Origin of the sequence: Arthrobacter sp. 2RAF6, from assembly GCF_052115205.1 — a bacterium.
GTDB lineage: Bacteria > Actinomycetota > Actinomycetes > Actinomycetales > Micrococcaceae > Arthrobacter.
The window spans coordinates 1-12,755 of record NZ_JBFRGF010000014.1; the positions used below are offsets into that span (position 1 = coordinate 1).

General features: G+C 62.9%; 16 protein-coding genes and 1 pseudogene. 5 read left to right on the forward strand and 12 right to left on the reverse strand.

The window, feature by feature from the left end:
• The 3 genes and pseudogenes from AB4Z38_RS11820 to AB4Z38_RS11830 all read left to right on the forward strand — a co-directional run.
• Nucleotides 1-645, forward strand: a 645-nt coding sequence (locus AB4Z38_RS11820) for a glycoside hydrolase family 3 C-terminal domain-containing protein (RefSeq protein WP_441429888.1), incomplete at its 5' end; no start/stop codon positions are given.
• A gap of 328 nt (nucleotides 646-973) precedes the next feature.
• Nucleotides 974-1,177 carry a hypothetical protein gene (locus AB4Z38_RS11825; RefSeq protein WP_441429889.1) on the forward strand — a complete coding sequence of 68 codons (204 nt, stop codon included), beginning with the start codon at nucleotides 974-976 and terminating at the stop codon, nucleotides 1,175-1,177.
• A gap of 28 nt (nucleotides 1,178-1,205) precedes the next feature.
• A pseudogene (locus tag AB4Z38_RS11830) lies at nucleotides 1,206-1,732 on the forward strand (transposase); the annotation flags it as partial.
• A gap of 133 nt (nucleotides 1,733-1,865) precedes the next feature.
• Here the strand turns inward: AB4Z38_RS11830 and AB4Z38_RS11835 are convergent.
• The 4 genes from AB4Z38_RS11835 to AB4Z38_RS11850 form a co-directional block, all read right to left on the reverse strand.
• Nucleotides 1,866-2,183 (reverse strand): hypothetical protein, encoded by a 318-nt coding sequence (locus AB4Z38_RS11835; protein ID WP_441429890.1) that lies wholly within the window; start codon nucleotides 2,181-2,183, stop codon nucleotides 1,866-1,868.
• 394 nt (nucleotides 2,184-2,577) lie between these two features.
• Nucleotides 2,578-3,426 (reverse strand): catechol 1,2-dioxygenase, encoded by an 849-nt coding sequence (gene catA, locus AB4Z38_RS11840; RefSeq protein WP_441429891.1) that lies wholly within the window; start codon nucleotides 3,424-3,426, stop codon nucleotides 2,578-2,580.
• Nucleotides 3,427-3,498: 72 nt separating this feature from the next.
• On the reverse strand, nucleotides 3,499-3,777 hold the full coding sequence (gene catC / locus AB4Z38_RS11845; protein WP_441429892.1) for a muconolactone Delta-isomerase: 279 nt from the start codon (nucleotides 3,775-3,777) through the stop codon (nucleotides 3,499-3,501).
• A 44-nt stretch (nucleotides 3,778-3,821) separates the two neighbouring features.
• Nucleotides 3,822-4,925, reverse strand: a complete 1,104-nt coding sequence (locus AB4Z38_RS11850) for an enolase C-terminal domain-like protein (protein WP_441429893.1) — start codon at nucleotides 4,923-4,925, stop codon at nucleotides 3,822-3,824.
• A 181-nt stretch (nucleotides 4,926-5,106) separates the two neighbouring features.
• Between AB4Z38_RS11850 and AB4Z38_RS11855 the strand changes: the two genes are divergently transcribed.
• On the forward strand, nucleotides 5,107-5,376 hold the full coding sequence (locus tag AB4Z38_RS11855; RefSeq protein ID WP_441415684.1) for a hypothetical protein: 270 nt from the start codon (nucleotides 5,107-5,109) through the stop codon (nucleotides 5,374-5,376).
• Between the two features lie 87 nt (nucleotides 5,377-5,463).
• Here the strand turns inward: AB4Z38_RS11855 and AB4Z38_RS11860 are convergent, their stop codons facing one another.
• Entirely contained in the window at nucleotides 5,464-6,744 is a 1,281-nt protein-coding gene (locus tag AB4Z38_RS11860) for an amidase (RefSeq protein WP_441429894.1), read from the reverse strand.
• A complete protein-coding gene (gene hpaC, locus AB4Z38_RS11865; protein ID WP_441429895.1) occupies nucleotides 6,741-7,256 on the reverse strand; it encodes a 4-hydroxyphenylacetate 3-monooxygenase, reductase component in 516 nt (171 codons plus the stop codon). Before hpaC ends, AB4Z38_RS11860 begins: the two co-directional genes overlap by 4 nt.
• A 233-nt stretch (nucleotides 7,257-7,489) precedes the next feature.
• On the opposite strand from hpaC, the gene AB4Z38_RS11870 reads away from it, so the two are divergent.
• Nucleotides 7,490-8,110: a response regulator transcription factor gene (locus AB4Z38_RS11870; RefSeq protein ID WP_441429896.1), complete on the forward strand. Its 621-nt coding sequence runs from the start codon at nucleotides 7,490-7,492 to the stop codon at nucleotides 8,108-8,110.
• A 104-nt stretch (nucleotides 8,111-8,214) separates the two neighbouring features.
• On the opposite strand, the gene AB4Z38_RS11875 is transcribed toward AB4Z38_RS11870, so the two are convergent.
• From AB4Z38_RS11875 to AB4Z38_RS11900, 6 genes are read right to left on the reverse strand one after another with little or no spacing between them, the layout of a single operon-like run.
• Nucleotides 8,215-9,174: a PDR/VanB family oxidoreductase gene (locus AB4Z38_RS11875; protein ID WP_441429897.1), complete on the reverse strand. Its 960-nt coding sequence runs from the start codon at nucleotides 9,172-9,174 to the stop codon at nucleotides 8,215-8,217.
• Nucleotides 9,175-9,222: 48 nt separating this feature from the next.
• Nucleotides 9,223-9,981 (reverse strand): SDR family NAD(P)-dependent oxidoreductase, encoded by a 759-nt coding sequence (locus AB4Z38_RS11880; protein ID WP_441429898.1) that lies wholly within the window; start codon nucleotides 9,979-9,981, stop codon nucleotides 9,223-9,225.
• 8 nt (nucleotides 9,982-9,989) lie between these two features.
• Complete coding sequence (locus tag AB4Z38_RS11885; RefSeq protein ID WP_441429899.1) at nucleotides 9,990-10,547, reverse strand: aromatic-ring-hydroxylating dioxygenase subunit beta; 558 nt, start codon at nucleotides 10,545-10,547, stop codon at nucleotides 9,990-9,992.
• Nucleotides 10,537-11,817, reverse strand: a complete 1,281-nt coding sequence (locus AB4Z38_RS11890; protein ID WP_441429900.1) for an aromatic ring-hydroxylating oxygenase subunit alpha — start codon at nucleotides 11,815-11,817, stop codon at nucleotides 10,537-10,539. The genes AB4Z38_RS11885 and AB4Z38_RS11890 overlap by 11 nt, the downstream gene beginning before the upstream one ends.
• A 28-nt stretch (nucleotides 11,818-11,845) precedes the next feature.
• Complete coding sequence (locus tag AB4Z38_RS11895) at nucleotides 11,846-12,352, reverse strand: nuclear transport factor 2 family protein (protein ID WP_441429901.1); 507 nt, start codon at nucleotides 12,350-12,352, stop codon at nucleotides 11,846-11,848.
• 4 nt (nucleotides 12,353-12,356) lie between these two features.
• The gene (locus AB4Z38_RS11900) at nucleotides 12,357-12,737 is read right to left on the reverse strand and encodes a hypothetical protein (protein WP_441429902.1); all 381 of its coding nucleotides are present in this window, start codon (nucleotides 12,735-12,737) and stop codon (nucleotides 12,357-12,359) included.
• Nucleotides 12,738-12,755: the final 18 nt, after the last annotated feature.

Consider the following 12,755-nt stretch of genomic DNA (forward strand, 5'->3'; position numbering starts at 1 on the left):
TCCGGGTCCCCGGTGCTGCTGCCCTGGCGCCACGAAGTAGCGGGCATCCTGATCGGGTACTTCGGCGGGCAGGAATTCGGCACCGCCCTCGCCGACATCCTGGTTGGCGAGGCCGAGCCCGGCGGCCGGCTTCCGACCACCTGGCCCGCCACCCAAAGCAGCGTTCCGGTCATCAACACCACCCCGGACGCCGACGGAAAACTGGAATACACCGAAGGCATCCACATCGGCTACCGCGCCTGGCTGAAGACCGGTGTCACGCCGGCGTATGAGTTCGGGCACGGGCTCGGCTACACCCACTGGACCCTCGACACAGCCGAGGCCCCCGGCACCGCGGTACCCGGCGCCGTCGTGCCCCTCACCGTGACCCTGTCCAACACCGGCACCCGCGCCGGCAAGCAAGTGGTGCAGGTCTACGCCGAACGGCCCGGCTCCGTCGTGGACCGCCCCGTGCGCTGGCTCGTCGCCTCCACCCCCGTGTGGGCCGGACCCGGCGAAACCGTCACCGCAACCCTGAATGTGCCTACCCGGCTGCTGGCCTACTGGGACAACGGCTGGAGCTACGAACCCGGGGACTACCGCCTGCGCATCGGCACCTCAGTCAACGAGCTACCGCTGTCCGTGAACTTGGAGCTGGGCGCCTAGGAGGCTGCTGAACAGCGCGGTAGTGGGCGCGCGTGTCTTGCTTGATCTTACGATCACGGGCGTCGTTGTTGTTGGAGTTCATCTCAATCGCTAATCCGGGCATCGCATCCCACGTCTGCAAGCCCTGTCGTTAGAGAGAGATCTCTATCCAGGAGGTGCTTCATTTCTGGATCTGTGGCAGTTATCTTCAGTGCCTTTGTCACGTGGGGACTCAGACTCAGAGAAAGGCCGACCGTCCAGCCTACCTCTAGTAGGCAGGACGCAAATTGGTGCCTGCCGAGCTTTGGTCGCCGCTGGGACCGGGAGCGGCGGGCGGCAGCTGCAGACGTTGATACAGCCTCGCGCGCTTCAGGCCGATCTTGGCCGCTATTTCACGGATAGTGGAACCATCAGCTCGCAGAAGGCCGGCGCGTACCAGTTGCGCAGGATCGACGACGTACGGCCGACCGGTTCGCCGGCCGTGGGCCGCGGCCTCAGCGCAGGCATGAGCCCGATGCTTCGAATCGGCCGGGCTTCGCCTAACAGCACTTGAGTCGAGTTGCGAAGAGTCCCATTTCGAACGCGACGGCGCCTGGGTGGCAGAGGTCACCGGCATGCTCGAGCTCTCCACCTGGCCCAAAGGCCTGCGGGTCATCGTCCGCAAGGAAATCCCGCACCCGGGCGCCCAACTGCGCATCACGGACCTCGACGGATGAGATACACGGCGTTCGCGACCAACCAGGCCCGCGGCCAACTCGCCGACCTTGAAGTCAGGCACCGGCTGCGGGCCCGCTGCGAGGACCGGATCCGGGGCGCCAAGGACACCGGCCTTCAAAACCTTCCCCTGCATTCCTTCGCCGCGAACACGCTCTGGTGCCATCTGGTCATGCTCGCGGCCGAACTCACCGCATGGACACAATTGCTCGCCTCCACCGGAACGAAGGTCCGGCGGTGGGAACCCAAAAAGCTCCGCGCGAGAGTCTTCGAGATCGCCGGGAAAATCAGCCGCCACGCCCGCCAGGTCATCGTGCATCTGGCCTCCACGGCCCCCGAAACGTCCCTGCTGATCAAGGGCCTCGCCAGGCTGCGGGCCCTTACCCCGCCATAGCCGGAAACCGGCCGGACGACAGCGAATCAAAAGGACGCAAGAACACCAAAACGGGCGGCAGTGGAACCGCCCGCGACCAGCCGCCACCGGTCAGCGGCCGCCCTGTCACACCTTCATGCCAGAATCGACCACGTCAGGCAGCCAGTAAGCCCTGACCCCGCCGAAATCCTGCCTCGTGAAAGATCGAGGCTAGAGACCTCAAACACTGCATAGCCAACGAAAAGCAGCCCCGACGCGAGCCTGAAGCCGCTGTTGCCACGCCGAGAGCTTGTTTCATCTGCAACGCAGCCAAGCCGATGTTGGTCTTTTCCAATGAGTTGGGGAAATAGGCCATTGCCAGGATGGGCAGCAGCCGCAGCATGACCTTTCGGATGGTCCGCGCTTTCCATCCGCGGACAAGTCCTGGAATTGCGGCGATCGCCTCTGCCGCTGTATTGCGTGTCTCAGTCACGCGTCACTCCTGCGTGTCATGGCCTACATTCGAGGCCTTGGAGGTATCCGAAAATGCCGTTCTTGATTGGTGCGGCAGGGCTCGTCCCACCGGCCGGCACGGAAACCCGGGACCCTCCCACCAGGCGGAGGCGGCACGGCATCCCCTTGCTCGGCAGTTCCGAAAGTTCGAGGGGCGTTGAAGGGACCGGCTCCTCCTGGCGAGCGACGGATTTCTTCATTGGACTCGAGACTGTGTCATCGCAGACGGCAGACCGCCGGCGCTATTTGTTGACGGACCCGAACCGCTATTCCACGAATGCTGCATGTTCAGCCAGGAAGAAAGTGCTGCAGACCATGGAGGCGTGCAGTTCGGACTTAGCCGGACTGCACGCCTCCATCGTAAATTCCGCCGACTACTCCGCTGAAGCGAGGACGAAGTCGTAGGAGACCTCGCGGCCAGTGCCGTCCGCTTTGTCCTTCGGTTCGAGAACGAGCTCTGGTTTGACGGCTGAGGCTATGTCGTCCGAGAGGTGCTCGTCCGCTGTGAAGTACAGCTGGGTGGTGATGAGCTGGTATCCGGGCGCGCTGACTTTGAGGTGGAGGTGCGCGGGACGCCAGGCATGCCAGCCGGCGGAGGCGATGAGCTGGCCGCAGGCGCCGTCTGTGGGGATTTGGTAGGGCGCGGGTTGCACGGTGTTGATTTGGTAGACGCCTTCGGAGTTGGCGAGGACTGTGCCGCGAAGGTTCCATTCGGGAAGGCCCGGGGCGAATTGCGAGTAGAAGCCGAGGTCGTCCGCGTGCCAGATTTCGACGCTGGCGCCCGCGAGGGGTTCACCGTTGACGCCTGTGACGCGGCCTTGGAACAGCAACGGGGTGCCGGACTCGTCGTCGCGCATTGGAAGCATTGCCGGGGTCTCTAGAACAGGCGAACCCGGAACATAGTAGGGGCCTTCGATTGTTCCTTTGCTGCCTTCCCGGTCCGCGTTGGCGACTTCTTCGACGGCGTGTTCAATCCAGACGTCCAGGAAGAGCGGCCATTCGCCGTCTTCTCCTACCCTGATGAGCCAGGATTTCAGGGCGTTGTATTCGTCGTAGGTGACCTTTTCTTCCGTCACGGTGTTTACCAAGGCTTTGATGGCGCGTGAGGCGAGCACGTTGATGCGTTCGGGGCTAACTTCGGCGGCCACGGACTTGTCCGAGCGGAAGCGTTCGGTGGCGTTGGCGCCGGACGCGGCGGCTGTTGCGGTGATTTCGACAGACATGGGTTTGTCCTTTCATTGTCATTCCGACTCTGCAGTGAGGCGGTAGTAGCAGGGGTGGGTCAATCGAGGTCGTCAGGAGATCGACGACGGGTGTTTCGCGAGTGCAGTGACCTGGACGTCCATATAGGGGAACAGCGGAAGGCTCTGTAGAAGCTCGTGTAGCTCGTCGTTGCTTTCGACGTCGAAGATCGAGTAATTGGCGTATTGCCCCACGACCCGCCATAGGTGTGGCCATCGGCCGTCGCGTTGGAGGCCTTGTGAGTAGGCCTTTTCTTCTGCCTTGATGGCTGTGGCCTGATCTTCGGGCATATTGGCGGGGAGGTTGACGTCCATTCGGACCAGGTACAGCACGATGCTCCTTTGCATTCGGGGGATGGGTGGGCAGCCCCAGCCGGCTATTTGTCTTGCCGGTAGCGTGCGAGCTTGTGCTCGTCGATGTCAGCTCCGACGCCGGGGACGTCCCGGACACGGATTCGGCCGTCCTGGATGACTATCGGCTCGGCAAGGAGATCATCGAACATGTCAAGGAAATTGGAGAGTTCACCGGCACGCCGCGAGGTGGCCTCGTGCGCGGCGCCGAAGGTTACGGTGGCGATCGTTCCCAGCTGCGTGTCGATCTGGTTTCCCATCACGACGTCGACGCCCAGTCCGGTGCATAGGCCAAGGATTTGCTGTGCTTCGGTGAAGCCGCTGCGCGCGGTTTTGATGCTGATGGCGTTGCATCCCCCGGAGAGCAGCTCACGGGAGGCGTCTCCGGCGGTGGGGACGCTTTCATCGCCGACCACGGGTATGGGAGATTTCTCCACGAGCCGGCGGCGGCTCAGACCTTCCTTGACGTCGCATGGTTCTTCCAGGAGGGACAGTCCCAGGCCGTCCGTGCGGCGCAGGACTTCGAGGGCTTCGTTGGCGGTCCAGCCCCGATTGGCGTCGAGGTACAGTTCGGTGTCCGGGTCCAGCCCGGCGCGCAGTACGCGGCATGCTTCGATGTCCAGCGACAGGGGGCGGCGCCCGACTTTGAGCTTGAAGGTGTTGATGCCGAACTCGCGCTGGAATCGTAGGGCCTCGTCCAGCAGTTTCTGCGCCGGTTGGAAGCCGAGCATGTGGCTGACTGCCATGGAGTCCGTGAAGCCGCCCAGCAGCCTGCTGACCGGAGTTCCCGTGGCTTTGCCGATGATGTCCCAGAGGGCGATGTCCAGACTGCCTTTGGCCACCTGGTTATGGACTGTCCGGGCGAGGATCTGGTGGATCTTCCCGCGGTCCATCGGGTCGAGCCCGGTAACGGCGGGAGCGAAGATCTTGGTGACCACCGAGACGATGGAATCCTGCGTCTCACCGTAGGTGAACGGGCGGGGTGGTGCGTCCGCCGTGCCTACCAATCCGTCGTCGGTGTGGACCCGGATGAGGACGTGCTCGGCGTCGGACACCCGCCCGCTGGCGAACTCCAAAGGCTTGGAGTAGGGGATCGAATAAGGGATCGCCTCTATGCGCTCAATCTTCACGGGGTGCCTTCGGAAATTGGAATGGTCGGTCACGAAGGCGATGCCTTCCCTCAATATCCTTACGTCGAATTCCGTGCCTGAAAATGCGAGGAAACACAGCCCGGCGTAAAGCTTTATGCCCTTCCGAGGTAAGGAAATCCCCCATAGCCTGCTGATAAACAACGTGAAAGGAGAACGCCCGATGGCCCATCCCACAAAACATGACCGGATGTTTCTGACCTGCTATGCGGACACCTTCGGTTACGGCTGGCACCACGTCGATCTGTTCGTCCACGACGAGAACGACCTGGAAGTGAACTGGGTTCACTGGCAAGTGGACCTGGACGGACCGGAGGCAGCCGACGCGGTAACCGCCCGGGTTGAGCCTCAGCTCAAACGGGTGTCCGAATGGAGGCATGGAATCAGCGCGAACGGTACCGAGTACTGGACTGCCGACGCTGCGTGGGCTTGATTCCGAGGCGCAACCAGGGTGTGACCGAGCTATGAGGAAGGTCCCGTTTGGAAATCCAAACGGGACCTTCCTCACGGATCTGTTGGGCTATCGGTCGGCCAGCGAAGCTTCAAGCTGCTCCGCGATGGAGAAAAGGCGGTGTTCGCGGTCAGGGGCTCCGATGAGCTGAATGCCGAGAGGCATTCCCGCGGAGTCCTTAAGACCGGGGACGGTGATGACCGGTAGGCCCAATGCCTGCCAGGGCCGGCTGAGAACTGGAGTGCCGGTAGCTTCGGTGCCGACCGGGGCGGCGCCCAGCGCGGCCGGGCCGAGGATCGCGTCGAAATTTTCGAGGGCTGACGCCACCGATCTGCGGGCGCCGGCAATCCGGAGAAGCGCTGCCGCATAGTCCGCCTCCGATGTGTCGGCGCCGCTGGACAACAATTCGGCCAGCGGGATGCTTAGAAGGTCTGACCTTTGCAGCTCCCAGGCGCGCTCGCGGGCTGCTTCGAAGGCCATGACGGTGGCGTGGTCGCGGGCCAACTGTCGGACGACATCATGATCGGTCCACTGTCTGCAGTGGGCGCCTTCGCGGTCCAAGGCGACGGCGGCCAGCTCGACGGCGGCTGCCATGTCCGTGGAGATCTCGCCCAGGCTGCTGCCGTTCCACAGCAGGAGGCGCGGGGAATCGCCGTCGATTGTGTTCGCCGATGGCGGTGCCATGGGGGTCAGGGCGCTCCAGACTAGATGAAGATCAGCCACAGTCCGCGCCAGGAACCCGAGGGAGTCCAGAGAGGGGCTCAGTCCGGTGACGCCGCTCATGGAGAACTGTCCCTTGGCGGCGACGAACCCTGCGACCCCGCAGAAAGAAGCGGGTCGCGTGAGGGATCCTGCTGTCTGCGTTCCAATGGCCAACGGGATCATCCCAGCGGCCACGGCGGCCGCTGATCCGCTGGATGAGCCGCCGGGGGTGTGGGCCGGATTGGCAGGGTTGCGCGTGGGGCCGGGAGCGAAGTAGCCGAACTCGGTGGTGACGGTCTTGCCCATGACCACGGCATCTGCCTGCCGGAGAAGCTTCACGCAGTCGGCATCCGCGACAGCCGGTTCGCCACCGCGTAGTACGCTGCCGCAGCGGGTCGCCAGCCCTTGGACGTCGATGAGGTCCTTGATGCCGACCGGTATTCCCCAAAGCGGACCGCGTGCGCCTGCCGCCCGTCCCAGGTCTCGGGCAGCGGTGCGGGCACCGGCCGTGTCGATTTCCACCCAAGCCCGGATCTCGGGTTCCGCGGCCTGCGTACGCTGCAAGGCCTGCTCGACGGCGGCGCTTGGCGTCACTGCGCCGGAAGACAGGGCCTCTGAGAGCTCAAGGAGCGAGCCGCCCGACCTCAAGCGACGAGCTCCTGTGTTACGGAAAGGCGATGAAACTGCCTCTTGAAGTAGATGAGGCTGTCACGCTCCTCCTGGACCTCAACACGGTCCACCTGGACGAAGATTACTGAGTGCGATCCCTGGACAGAGCGGCCGCTGATCCGGCCCACGATCTTGACCAGCGCGTCACGCAGCACGGGAACGGCTTCGGCGCCCTCTTCCCAGATATCCCAGCCGAAGCGTTCCTCCATGGGAACGCGTGTTGCTCCGGAGAAGTGCCGGGCGAGCTCCTCGTGTTCGCCGCTGAGGACGTTGATGCACACCTCGCCATTGCTGTTGAAGATATCGTGTGTGGCGCTGTTCTGGTTGACGCAAACCAAGACCGTGGGCGGGGAGTCCGTGACGGAGCAGACGGCGCTGACTGTAATTCCCACGCGCCCGTGAGGACCAGCGGTGGTCACTACGTTCACAGCCGCAGGCAGATACGCCATGGCAGACCGGAAATCTTTCTGGATTTGCGTGAGTTCAGGCATTTCTCTTCTCCAACTGTCGTGACCATTAATTCTGATCAATCCATTAACCCTTGTGATAAGAATCTATGGCGGACTGGACTTAATGGGTATTGCGATTTGTTCCACACAATTTCAGAACTCGCTTTAGCGTTGTAGGTAGTTTCCTTAGCGTGTTATTGATTGACGGCCATGCCGTGGACTCGATACCGTCGAGTTTCCCCCTACTACACCCCAGGCAGTGCAAGGTCCCCCACATGGATTCACCAGAAGCCCTCGTTTACATCGTCGACGACGACCAGGAGCTGTGTGCCTCTTTGGCCTGGCTGCTTGATTCCGTCAGCATCCAGTCCCGTAGCTTCTATGACGTAGCGTCGTTCCTGGCTCAGTATGACCCCGACATCCCGTCGTGCCTGGTTCTGGATGTCCGGATGCCGAGGACCGGCGGGTTTCAATTGCAGGAGACCTTGAACCAGATCGCTTCGCCTATCCCCATTATTTTTGTGTCCGCTCACGGAGACATCCGCATGTCAGTGAAAGCGCTGCGCCAAGGGGCAGTCAATTTCCTGGAGAAGCCGTACGACCCACAGCACATGCTAGATGTGGTGCAGGAAACGCTCGAACTCGCACGCGCGCGCTTTGAATCCGACCGCGGACGGCGGGAAATTGAGCAACGGATCGCAGGGCTGACGCCCCGCGAACGGGAGATTCTAGCCCTCGTTATCGACGGTCTGCCGAGCCAGAACATCGCCAGGAAGTTGGGGACTAGCGTGAAGACCATTGACGTCCACCGCACGAGAATCAAGGCGAAGACCGGAGCTGACAGTATCGCCACACTGGTCCGGGACATTCTGCAAAACAACGTCAGGGTCGCCTGAGGTCGAAGCCGGGCCTCGTGGGGTCTGGACGAACGAAGGAGCCCCGTGGCCGATCTGGATGGATCGACCACGGGGCTCTTCTGCGAAAGTCGGCACTCCTGCTTTCAGAGGAGCTCCAGGAGCAGCCTGGGGGACTTTGACCGTGAGACGCAAGCGGCGATTTGGTCGTTGGCCTTCTTTTCGCTGCTTGACATGCACTGGTCCCGGTGGTCCGGTTCGCCCTTGAGTACCCCCATGATGCACGTGCCGCAGATCCCTTCCTGGCAGGACGTGTCCACTTCGACCCCGTTGTTGGCGAGGACTTGCACGATGGACTGACCAACGGGGACCTCGTAAACCTCGTCGTCCAGCTCAATTTCGAAGGGAGCATCAGAATCGGTATCGAAGGGCTCGCCGGCCTGGAAGTGCTCGATATGGACATTGTCCTCGGGAATCATCGCAGTCGCGCTGTCCCGTACACGCTCCATGAAGCCCTGGGGCCCGCAGGTATACACGTGCGAGGCGGCGCTGAGGCCCGCGAATGCGCCGTCCAGCATGGCCGGGTGCTGGTCACGCTGCAGCCCGAAGTGGAAGTGGACGCGTTCGCCGAAACCGCTTCGCTTCTCAAGGAGTTCGCAGAACGCGGCTTCTTCGCGGGACCGGGCAAAGTAGTGCAGCTCGAAATCTTCTCCTCTCCGGTGCAGGTGGTAGGCGATGCTGATCATCGGGGTGACGCCGATGCCGGCCGCCACCAGGATGTGCCGGTCGGCGCCCCCGGCGACGGATAGGAGGTTGCGCGGTGCGCTGATCTCGAGCTCGTGACCGACCTCGACGTGGTCGTGGAGGGCCTGGGAACCACCCCGTGACTCCGGCTCCAGCTTGACTGCAACCACGCAGTCGTCAAGATCGTCCGGTGGACTGCACAGCGAGTACTGCCTGACAACGGCGGTCGGGCCGACGACGTCGATATGCGCCCCCGCAGGATAGGGATCGAACGGTGCCCCGTCCGCACGTTGGAGGCGGAAGGACTTGATGTTGCTTGTCTCCTCCAGTACTTCAGCCACGCGTACCTTGAACATGCCCATGGGGCAACGCTCCTTTCTTCTCTCAGCTTGTAAATGGGCCAGCCGGCGCTAGCGCATGTAGAGGCCGCCGTTGATGTCCCAGCAGGCTCCCGTGACGGAGGATGCGCCGGGGGAGGCCAGGAGGGCCACGGTGTCTGCGATGAACTCGGCGTCTCCGAAGCGGCCTACCGGAATGTTGGCCTTGATGGTGTCCAACTTGTCCGGGTCGACAGTTTCATAGACCACCGGCAGGTCTAGCGGCCCGGGGGATACGGCGTTGACGGTGACGCCCGAGGATGCGAACTCCCGGGCGAACACCTTGGTCAGGGTGGAGACACCGCCCTTGGAGGCTGCGTAGTGGGCTCCCGTGGCGGTGCCGCCGTTGTGGCCCGCCAGGGAGTGGATGTTGATGATCCGACCGAAGCCGCGGTCCCGGAAATGCGGACCGAACACCTGACAGCCGAGGAAAGTGCCGTTGAGGTTGATCTCAACATTCGCGGAGAACTCCTCCGGAGTGATCTCCAGCAAAGGCGCGACTTGGGAACGTCCGGCATTGTTCACCAGCACATCCGTGCCGCCCCACTTTTCAACAAGGAGGTCCCTAACGGCCTCGAAGTCGGCCTTTTTCCGGACATCCAGGGCGCCGGCCCAAACGGTTTCCCCGGCGGGGTCCAGGCTGTCCGCGATGGGTTGTACGGAGGCAGCGCTGGTGCCGGTGATGGCCACCCTGAAACCTTCCTTGTGCAGCTTGCGGGCGATGACTTCACCGAGACCGCGAGCGGCGCCGGTGACCAGTGCGACATGGTTCACTGTGGATCCTGCGTTCATGGTGGGTCCTAGAGGAGGAAGCCGGAGGCGTTGACGGCGGAATCGGAGTTGACCAGCCGGATGAGTTTGAGCTCGATCCGGGCATCGTCGCCGGTGAAGCGGATGCGGTGTGTGAGGTCGGCCCCGAGCATCTGGAACTTGTCGCGCTTGAAGCCCACCAGGACCTGCGCAGAGCGCAGGGTGACGGTGTCCGCGGTGATCTCTTCCACGGTGAAGCGGGAGACGGTTCGTGAGGTGCGGGCGGCGGCGACGGCGGACATCGAGTAGCCCTGCACGAGGCGGGTGACGCGCATGTGGCGCATCCGCGCGTCGTCGTACACCATGTTCAGGGACGATTCGAAGTCCTCGGTGTCCGGGTCGACAGGGATGACGTACTTGGCGTCGTCCGTGTAGAGAGTCTGCCAGGATTCGTAGTCCTTGTCGTCCAGCAGCTGGGCCTCACGCCAGATCAGCTCGATGGCACGGCCCACGAGGGGATCGGCGAGCCGAGCGAGTCCCAACTCGTAGCGCTCGGGCGCCGGGCGGTTGTCGATCGCCACAACTTCTTCGGCGGTATCAGTTTTCATCGCTCATCATCCTTTTCCACATTTCGTACGATTCGCGCATGCCGGTTTCGTCCGTCACATGCGAGGTCTTCCAGCCTTCATCCACGGTCACCTCACGTCCCAAGCCACGGTTGACCAGGATCGGCATGTCTGGGTTTGCCACGGCGCCGCGCTGAACCCGGTCCCAGGCCTCGGAGTCGTCCGAGGTACCGAAGCCGAACGGCCCCTGGAAGTGCTCGTGGATCCGCAGGCGCTCGCGGTTCACGCTCTCCGGGCCGCCGTCCAGGCCGAGCGCCATGTGCTGGATTTCCGTCTCGTTGACGGAGATGGGGCGCAGGACCCGGAAGAAGGACATGGAGAGCGAGAGGTTGGGGAACAGGTTCAGGTTGTAGCCCGCGCCGTGCATGGAGCGAACGATGCGGCGGACCTGGTCCGTCGGCATGGTTTCGGAAAGCTCATCGATGATGTGGCGGAAGCGCTCCTGCAGTTCCTCGGTGCCGTCGTCCTCTTCCAAGTCCACGTGTTCGGGGACCATGATGGCGACGCTGTGCCCGTTGCCGAGGGAGTGGGTCACTGCCTTCTCGTCGGTCATGAAGGACAGCATGTCCGCGGTTTCGGCGTCCACGGAGGCCATCCAGGAGCGGTGGACGATGGGGAAGTGGTAGCCGTCGGTGGTGTTTTCGAGCTGGATCTTCCAGTTGCCGTTGAAGCGGAATTTGTGCTCGCCCTGGACCTTGACGGGGAAGCCGGCGCCCTGCTTCATGAAGCGGTCGATCCAGATTTTCGCATCGCCTAGGAAGTCCGTGAGGGGCTCGATGTCGGACTTGAAGCTGGCGAAAATGAGTCCGTTGTAGCTTTCCACGCGCAGGCGCTGCAGGGGCAGGTCGCGCTTCTCGGTGACGCCCTCGTAGCCGTCCGGGTAGGGGATGCCGCGCAGGTTGCCTTCGAGGGAGTAGGACCAGGAGTGATAGGGGCAGGTGAAGCCGTTCGCCTTGCCCTTGGGGACCTCGCAGACACTCGCGCCACGGTGGCGGCAGCGGTTAAGCAGGACGTTGAAGTTGCCCTTGCGGTCACGGTTGACGATGACCGGCTGAAGGCCGATGTGTGACATCTTGAAGCTGCCTGCCTCCGGGATCTCACTTTCGTGGGCTACCCAGACCCAGGTGTTGTAGAAGATCTTTTCCATCTCCCAGTCGAAGATCTCCGGATCGGTGTAGAGCTGCGCGGCGACCCGGTCGTCTGCAGCCAGGCTGGCGAACCCGCCGGCCCTTTCTGAAGTTGGTGAAGTCATGGGGTGCTCCTTGGTGGTTTTCTCGGTGCTATGCATGGAGTGGGTGGACGAGACCGGCGGTAAACAGCTTCTCGGTGCGGAAATGACAGATCCGGGCCGTTCCGTCGCCGAGCTCGAAATCGACCGTGAGGCGGGCCGAGATCAGTTCCGTCCCGCCGCCGTCGTACTCCGAAATCTGCTGCATGATCCACTGGCCGCTGGCGGTGTCGCCGGCGCCGGCGCCGGCGGCAGCGACGCGGCCGTTGCCGAGCAGATGGACATTGCGGTTGAAGTGCGACGACGGCGGAAGAAAGTCCGCCAGCATCGCGAGGACCGCGGAACGGCCCTCCAGACGTCCGAATTTCCCCGTGTATTCGGGGCCGATGCCTTCCCAGACCGCATGCTCGGTGAACAGCGAAGCCATGTCGTCCCACGGGAAGGACGGGCGCGGGACGTCGCACAGGTCCAGGTAGCGGGAGAGCGTGGCGCGTGCCGCTTCCTGGATCTCGAGCACGGCCAAGCGTTCGGCCAAGGTGGCTGCGGTGTCGTGTTCCATGTGGCTAGCCAGCCGTTTCGACGTCGTCGCGGATGGTCAGGGCTCGTCCGATGCGTGCCTCGATCTTGGCGTACCGCCAGAGGGCGTACTCGCCCACCATCGTCGTGCGGAAGAGGTTGCACGCAGCCTTGACAGTCTCCTGGGTATCGACGTCGGCCAGGATGTAGCACGTCCACGGCCAGCCGTCCGATGGTCCCACCAGGTGGGAATCGTCATCCATGTTGCCGATAACGTCGACGCCGGGCATGCGCGCCATGTCGGCCATCATCCCTGAGAAGGCAGTCCAGACAACGCCGATTTCGCTCTTGGGTAGATCGAAGAAGTTCTGGTTTATACCGATGCAGAACAGTACGCGCAGTGGCGTCGCGGTGGCGGTTTCGCTCATGTCAGCTCCTTGAGTCCT